Annotated in this window: 6 protein-coding genes and 2 pseudogenes; 2 read left to right on the forward strand and 6 right to left on the reverse strand. The window is 59.8% G+C overall.

Annotation, left to right across the window (positions count from 1 at the left end; all coding sequences use genetic code 11):
- The first annotated feature begins 37 nt into the window (after positions 1–37).
- Positions 38–799, forward strand: a pseudogene (locus FPZ61_RS15570) (NAD(P)-dependent oxidoreductase).
- Positions 800–873: 74 nt separating this feature from the next.
- The gene (locus FPZ61_RS10500) at positions 874–2,898 is read left to right on the forward strand and encodes a glycogen-debranching protein (RefSeq protein WP_185466472.1); all 2,025 of its coding nucleotides are present in this window, start codon (positions 874–876) and stop codon (positions 2,896–2,898) included.
- Here the strand turns inward: FPZ61_RS10500 and FPZ61_RS15905 are convergent.
- The 6 genes and pseudogenes from FPZ61_RS15905 to FPZ61_RS10525 all read right to left on the reverse strand — a co-directional run.
- Positions 2,897–3,001, reverse strand: a pseudogene (locus tag FPZ61_RS15905) (acetate kinase); the annotation flags it as partial. The gene FPZ61_RS10500 and the pseudogene FPZ61_RS15905 overlap by 2 nt on opposite strands.
- Positions 2,991–3,278 carry a hypothetical protein gene (locus FPZ61_RS10505; protein WP_185466474.1) on the reverse strand — a complete coding sequence of 96 codons (288 nt, stop codon included), beginning with the start codon at positions 3,276–3,278 and terminating at the stop codon, positions 2,991–2,993. The gene FPZ61_RS10505 and the pseudogene FPZ61_RS15905, both read right to left, overlap by 11 nt.
- A gap of 2 nt (positions 3,279–3,280) precedes the next feature.
- Positions 3,281–5,668 carry a phosphoketolase gene (locus FPZ61_RS10510; protein WP_185466476.1) on the reverse strand — a complete coding sequence of 796 codons (2,388 nt, stop codon included), beginning with the start codon at positions 5,666–5,668 and terminating at the stop codon, positions 3,281–3,283.
- A gap of 277 nt (positions 5,669–5,945) precedes the next feature.
- Complete coding sequence (locus FPZ61_RS10515; RefSeq protein ID WP_185466477.1) at positions 5,946–6,329, reverse strand: hypothetical protein; 384 nt, start codon at positions 6,327–6,329, stop codon at positions 5,946–5,948.
- A gap of 141 nt (positions 6,330–6,470) precedes the next feature.
- A complete protein-coding gene (locus FPZ61_RS10520; RefSeq protein ID WP_185466479.1) occupies positions 6,471–6,887 on the reverse strand; it encodes a hypothetical protein in 417 nt (138 codons plus the stop codon).
- Positions 6,888–7,403: 516 nt separating this feature from the next.
- A complete protein-coding gene (locus tag FPZ61_RS10525; protein ID WP_185466481.1) occupies positions 7,404–7,679 on the reverse strand; it encodes a hypothetical protein in 276 nt (91 codons plus the stop codon).
- Positions 7,680–7,741: the final 62 nt, after the last annotated feature.

The raw sequence follows: 7,741 nt of genomic DNA on the forward strand, positions 1-7,741 counted from the left end.
GACACAGAAGGCTGCCAGTAGCGATCGAGCTGTCTGCGTGTTCGTCAACGATGCCGTGGACAGGGAATGCCTGAAGCAGCTCTCCGCCCATGGCACTGAATTGCTTGCCCTGCGCTGCACAGGTTTCAGCAATGTGGATCTCTCTGCAGCCCGTGGTCTTGGGATCACGGTCACCCGTGTTCCCATCTGCCCTTCATGCACAATAGCGGAACATGCTGTGGCCTTGCTGCTTGCGCTGAACCGCAGAATCCACCGCGCTTTCAACCGCGTGAGAGAGCTGAATTTCTCACTTCAGGGGCTGGTCGGATTTGATCTGAACAAAAAGATTGTAGGAATTGTAGGAACCGGCAAGATCGGGCGAATCGTTGCTCGCATTTGACGTGGCTTCGGCATGGGCAGCTCAAGAAGGGGTCACCTACGTGGACCGCTCACCCTGGCAAGCCTCAGCGATGTAATTTCTCTCCACATTCCGCTGACTCCGGAAACGCACCACATGATTCATTCGTCGCGAACAATCGAGTGCATGAAACCTGGTGTGATCCTGGTGAATGTGAGTCGAGGGGCACTCATCGATACAGCGGCCTTGATCGAAGCTCTGAAATCCGGTCATCTTGGTGGCGTTGCACCTGACATCTACGAAGAGGAGGAAAGGGTGTTCTTCGAGTATCTTTCCGGAACCGTGCTGCAGGATGATCTTCTGGCCCGAATGCTGACCTTTCCGAATGTGCTGATCACGGCCCATCAGGCCTTTCTCACCCACGAAGCTCTGATGGACATCGCTCGCGCACCACTGGGGTAAATCTTCGGGCTCTTCACGAAGGACAACCCTTCGTGGAAGGCTCTGTGCTCACGTGATTCGTGCAGACTGATGCCATGGATGAATCCACCCAAGGTCGCAGCCACCCGATCGGCGCCACGTTGGAGCAGGGGGGTGCCAATTTCTGCCTGTTTTCGAGAACGGCAACGGCTGTGGACCTTCTGCTGTTCGACGGGATGAACGACACGCGGCCGTCCCGGGTCGTCAGGCTCGATCCCCTGACCAATCGCACTTACCACTATTGGCATGGCTTCGTGCCCGGTGTGGAGGCGGGTCAGGTGTATGGCTACCGGGTCCATGGTCCCTGGGACCCTTCGCGCGGCTTGTACTTTGATCCCTCCAGGGTGTTACTCGATCCCTATGGAAGGGCTGTGGCGATTCCGGAGGGATCCGGAGCCATGAAAAGTGTCGTCGTCGACCCAGGAGCCTACGACTGGCAGGGTGATGAGGCTCTGCGCCATCCCTGTGCCCGCACGATCATCTATGAAATGCATGTGCGGGGATTCACCGCCCATCCAAGTTCCGGAATTCCCCAGGAGCGGCGGGGGACCTATGCTGGCCTGATCGAGAAGATTCCCTATCTGCAGGATCTCGGCATCACAGCCGTGGAGTTGTTGCCGGTTTTTGCCTTCGATCGTCAGGCCGCCCCCTCAGGCCATGGGAACTACTGGGGCTACCAGCCCCTGGGATTCTTCGCGCCCCATCCGGGCTACAGCTGCGGGGAAGCCCCCCTGGCCACTGTCGATGAATTCCGGGACATGGTGAAAGCCCTGCATCGTGCAGGGATTGAGGTGGTCCTCGATGTGGTGTTCAACCACACGGCAGAGGGAGGTGTGGATGGGCCCACCTTCTGCTTCCGGGGCATCGACAATCCAAATTACTATCTTCTCAAGGAAGAGGGCAGTCAATACGCCGATTATTCAGGCTGTGGAAATACCTTGAATGCCAACCACCCTGTTGTGCGACGGATGATAGTTGACAGTCTCCGGTACTGGGTTGCGGAGATGCATGTGGACGGCTTTCGTTTTGATCTGGCCTCCATCCTCGCCCGCGATTCAGCAGGCCATGTACTTCCCAATCCCCCCGTTCTCTGGGACATCGAATCGGATCCGCTGCTGGCGGGAACCAAACTGATCGCTGAAGCCTGGGATGCCGCAGGGCTCTATCAGGTGGGCAGTTTCGTCGGCGACAGCTGGCGCGAGTGGAACGGACGCTTTCGCGACGATGCCCGTGACTTCTTTCGCAGTGCACCAGGGTCCCTGGGCAGGTTCGCTGATCGCCTGATCGGCAGTCCTCAGATCTATGGACACAAGGAACGGGAAGCGGAGCAGAGCATCAATTTCGTGACCTGTCACGATGGATTCACCCTCAACGATCTGGTTTCCTACAACCACAAGCATAATGAGGCCAATGGGGAACAGAATCGCGACGGCTGCGACGACAACCGTAGCTGGAACTGTGGCGTGGAAGGACCTAGCGATGATCCAGCCGTGGAGAGCCTGCGCAGCCGGCAGATCCGGAACTTCTTCGCTGTCACCCTGCTTTCTCTGGGTATCCCAATGCTGCTGATGGGCGATGAGGTCAGACGCTCCCAGCATGGCAACAACAACACCTATGGGATGGATAATGCCTCGAACTGGTTCGACTGGACCCTGCTTGAACAGCATGCCGATCTGCATCGTTTTGTGAAACTGATGATCAGCCGCCGATTGCTACGAGACCTTCACTCGGAACAGCAACGAACAAGCCTGAATATTCTGATCCGTGATGCCACCAAGGCCTGGCATGGCAATCGTCTCAACAACCCCGACTGGGGAGAGAACTCACACAGCATTGGTCTCACAATTCAGCTCAAGCGTGAAAACACCTGGCTTCACCTGATCCTGAATAGCTATTGGAAGCCTCTTGACTTCGAGCTTCCCTTGATCGGCGCAAATACTGTCACACCTTGGCGGCGCTGGTTGGACACATCGCTCGCTTCTCCAAACGATATTGTGCCTTGGGAGATGGCCCCGTCACACAGAGGGAACACATACGCGGCCGCAGAACGATCAGTTGTAGTTCTTTATACGACTGGATGAGGCATGCAACTGCCTCCTCCAGTTCGGCCAGCAGGGCATCGTCGTGTTCACCGATGCCTCCGGTGAGGGCGATCACATCCTCACCTCCGAGGCTAGCCGCCATGAACCACGCGGTGGGCCACCAGAAGCAGATCGACCTGCAGACTCTCCAGCGCTGCGGGCAGCCACCCTTCAATCACCTGCTCCAAAGCGCCGACCCCACGACTGTCCTCACCGATTGCCGCTGCGGCACCGTCGCCGTCCTGGTCGCCGGGGTGCCAGGGGCGCTGATCACGCCTGAGGCAGGCTCCATCAGGAGTGAACACGGCAGCCTTGAGGCTGGAGCTGCCCGCATTGAGAACCAGGACCGCTACATCTCCCGCAGGAATCTGGCCAGCCATGCCTAGGTCGCGACCGGCAGGGTCCAACGCCAGTCGGTGACCTCCGGTGCATCCATTCCGTGGGTATGGGCGTACTCACGGTGCCGCAGAATCGCCTCCTTCATGCGTTCCTTGAGGTGGGCGGCACGGGAGCCGAGCGACGGAACACGATCGATCACATCCATCACCAGATTGAAGCGATCGATCTGGTTGTTCATCGCCAGCTCGAGAGGTGTATTGATGTTGCCCTTTTCCTTGTAGCCGCGCACGTGGAAATTGGAGTGGTTCGTTCGGCGGTAAGTGAGGCGGTGAATCAGCCACGGATAGCCGTGGAAGTTGAAGATCACCGGCTTGTCGGTGGTGAAGATCGTATCGAAATCGCGATCCGTTAAGCCATGGGGATGTTCCGTGGGCTGGGTGAGGGCAAACAACTTGACCACATTGACAACCCGGATCTTGAGTTGCGGAATCTCAAGGCGGAGAATCTCCACGGCGGCCAGGGTCTCCTTCGAGGGAATGTCGCCGGCGCAGGCCATCACCACATCCGGATCATCAGGCTCAGTTCCGCAGTCGTCGTTGCTGGCCCAGCGCACGATGCCGATGCCCTTGGCCACATGGACACGGGCTTGCTCCAGGGTGAGATACTGGAGGTGCTTCTGCTTGTCGGACACGATGATGTTGCACACGTTCGGCTCCACCAGGGCCTCCTCCGCCACGGCCAGCAGGCAGTTGGCATCAGGCGGCAGATAGACCCGAACCACTTCACCGCTCTTGTTGCCGGCCAGGTCGATGAAACCCGGGTCCTGGTGGGTGAAGCCGTTGTGGTCCTGCCGCCAGACGGTGGAAGAAATCAGGCAGTTCCAGGCACCGATCGGTGCCCGCCATTTGGCGTGCAGGTTGCAGGATTCCAGCCACTTGGCGTGCTGGTTGAACATCGAGGCGATCACATGCGCAAAGGCTTCGTAGGTGTGGAAGAAGCCATAGCGTCCCGTCAGCAGATAGCCCTCCATCATTCCCACCAGGGTGTGTTCGGAGAGCATCTCCACCACCCGTCCGCTGCGGGCGAGTTCGCCGCCACCGGCATCTTCCGGCAGAAGGTCTTCCATCCAGACTTTCTTGCTCACCTCATAGATCGCCTGGAGGCGGTTGGAGGCGGTTTCGTCAGGGCCGAACACCCGCAGGGAGTCGGGGTTGCGGGCGATCGTGTCACGCAGCAGGGCTCCGAGAACGGCCGTGTTCTCGTACTCCTTCTGACCCGGCTGCTCCACCGGCACGGCATAAGCCTCGATCGGCGCCAACCGCAAGCTGCGGCGCAGTTGGCCGCCGTTGGCATGGGGGCTTGAGCCCATGCGGCGATCACCCCGGGGGGACAGGGTCTGCAGATCGGAGAGGAGCGTTCCGTTGGCATCGAACAACTCCTCGGGCTTGTAACTCCGCAGCCAGCTCTCCAGCATGGCCAGCTGTTCCGGATCCTTGTTCGGCGCCGCCAGGGGCACCTGGTGAGACCGCCAGAAGCCTTCCAGTTTCTTGCCCTGGCATTCCTGCGGACCGGTCCAGCCCTTGGGGGAGCGAAGCACGATCATGGGCCAGGCTGGTCGCAGGGCCTGAGCGGATGTGCGGCATTCGTTCTGTATCCGCTGGATCGTCTCAATGGCCTGATCCATGGCGGCGGCCATGGCACGATGCATCGCCATGGGCTCACTGCCCTCCACGAAGATCGGCTCCCAGCCGTATCCCCGCATCAGGCTGGCCAGCTCTTCGTGGGGGATGCGGGCCAGCAGGGTGGGGTTGGCGATCTTGTAGCCGTTCAGGTGCAACACCGGCAGCACGGCGCCATCACTGATCGGGTTGAGGAACTTATTGATGTGCCAGGAGGTAGCCAGGGGTCCGGTTTCGGCTTCGCCGTCCCCAACGCAGGCCAGGGAGATCAGATTGGGATTGTCGAACACCGCGCCGCAGGCGTGCGACAGCACATAGCCCAGCTCACCACCTTCGTGGATCGAGCCTGGAGTTTCGGGGGTGCAGTGTGAACCGATATGGCCCGGGAAGGAAAACTGCTTGAAGAAGCGCCGCATTCCCTCGGCATCCTGAGATTTATCGGGATAAATCTCGCTGTAGCTTCCATCGAGGTAGGTGGGCCCCAGCACCCCGGGGGCGCCGTGGCCGGGCCCGGAGAGGTAGATCATCTCCAGATCCCGCTCGCGGATCACCCTGTTGGCGTGGGCCCAGATGAAGGCCTGGCCTGGACTCGAACCCCAGTGGCCCAGCAACCGGTTCTTGATGTGCTCCGGCCGCAGCGGTTCAGCGAGCAGGGGATTCTCCTGCAGGTAGATCATCCCCACCGCCAGGTAGCTGGCGGCCCGCCACCAGCGGTCGATCAGCTGAAGCTCTTCCTCGCGAACAGTATCCATCGGTGCGTCTCCCCCGGTTCAGAAAAGTGTCTCACAACAGTTTCTCACTCCCCCCAGACCGTACGGCGCACGCTGGCTGCAGTGGATACATCAAGGTGAACCCTTGATTCGGCATCCCTTTGACAACTCACTCTTCAGTTGAGGTTACAGCCAGGATTCAGTTCTCAGCACCGTCGATCAACTATGCACCCTACCACTTTCATCCACTCCAACGAGGACTTTCAAGGGCGCAAGTGACCGAGGAGCCTGACTGCCCGGCACACCTCAGCTGAGACGGTCACGCGACAGCCAGCGGCTGGGACTTGCGTGGCCGTGGCGGCAGGTCAAGGTGCGTGAACCATGGCTCTTTCTGCCGTCGCCGCACGCCGTGGCTGGGAATGCAGGCCCCCAGATCCCGCAGTGGGATGGGTGCCCAGGCCGGCAAGGCTTTGGCCGTATGGGCCACGCACTGCTGCAGCCACTTCAGGCCGAGCCGCACAAAGATCAGGCCCCGCCGCCAGTGGGGGTCGACGGGGCGGCGTTCGCCGGCCAGGCTCACCGCATAACCCTGCAGACTGCCGGCCAGCCCAGCGATCACCACCACCAGCAGCCGATCAATGCGCTGCGGTTCGCGCAGACCGCGGCTCTCCAGCTTGAAGAGGCCGGATTTCTGATCACGCAACAGCTACTCGCAGCAGAATCGCTGGCCGTAGCTCCAGACCAGTCCAAGCTGGGTTCTGCGTTGCTGACCAGATACCAGGGATCTGCTCACACCCACCGCCACGATCACCTGATGGTCGCTACCGACACCTAACTGACAATTTTAGCCCTGGATGACGTGGCCATCGGTTGTCATGAGGTGACTTTCTGGATCAGTGAAACTGCGCAGGGTTGGCTTGGTTGGTGTGCCGTCAGTCTTCCTGGCCAGGCCCCGCCTGGGCATGGCGTCAGCCGCCAGCGGGTTCAGATCCGCTGCCGCTGCAGCGGCCTCTCGGGCAGCCGTGGCTTTGTCCATGGCCTCTTCTGCTTCCTCCTGGCGCCGACGCGCAGTTGCTGCTGCGGTTTCCGCTTCCATCTCCTGGCGGGCCTGACGGATCCTGGCCAGCCGGTCCTGACGCCGCCGCAGTTCATCGGGCAGATCACTGCCGCGGTTGCCCTTGCCATAGCGCCGATCCTCCTGGGCATCGAGGATCTCGACCTTCTGGCAAAGCCGCAGGATCTGGACAAACAGATCGCTCAACGCGTCGAGATTGCGGTGGCGGAACTCACTGATCCGGCTGTGGTCCGGCTACTTGTTACCGGTCAGCACCCGGAACGCCAGGTCCTCGTAGCAGGCCCGCTCGATCTAGTGCCTCCGGCACGCTGGCCTGCGGCCAGGCAGGCGGGAGGAGACGATGCCCACGCATAGGCGTAGAGCAGAAGCATCGTCAACCGCTTCGCGGAAAACTTCGTCTGCATCCGCGGATCAAACCCTTTCTCCCCACGGGGATCCTTGGCCTGAGCAGGAAGCAGGACCTGTGAGAGAACCAGCTCATCCACCAGATCCAGCAGGAAATACACCTGGTGGTCATCCGAAAGCCAATCGCTGGGTGATGGCGGCAGCAGGGTGGTCTGCTCCGCCTACCGGGGACGGAAGGACTTGAGCTTCTGCAAGCCCCATTCTTTCAGCCAGAACTATTGCAGCCACTGGAATCTGGGCAGACTTGGGGGCGTCTGTGGAGAGCGTGTTGGCAGTCAATGCGCGACAGGCTTCCAGCTAGGATTGGGATGAGTAGGAAGAACTGGTGTTGCGGTATTCAAAGATTTCTATGGGTGCAATCCGAATGGTAATGTGCATGGTATGCACTCCCATAGACTGAATCGCATTGAAGATGCGTTGATCAATATTGTCTATGCTTCCCTGATCCTTAATGAATTCTTCATTAGCTGCGCCGACAATATTCACATAAGCTACACCATTAAGGAGACTCTGGAAAACCCCACCACCCTGCGCGAGAATGGCCTTGTGATCCCAACCGTTTACAGGCTTCATGGGCGTCAAGCAGTTCGGTTTTGGTGATTACGAGCAGTCCACAGCCAAAAAGCGGACCCGGC

Origin of the sequence: Synechococcus sp. BSA11S (assembly GCF_014224355.1) — a bacterium.
Taxonomy (GTDB): domain Bacteria; phylum Cyanobacteriota; class Cyanobacteriia; order PCC-6307; family Cyanobiaceae; genus Regnicoccus_A.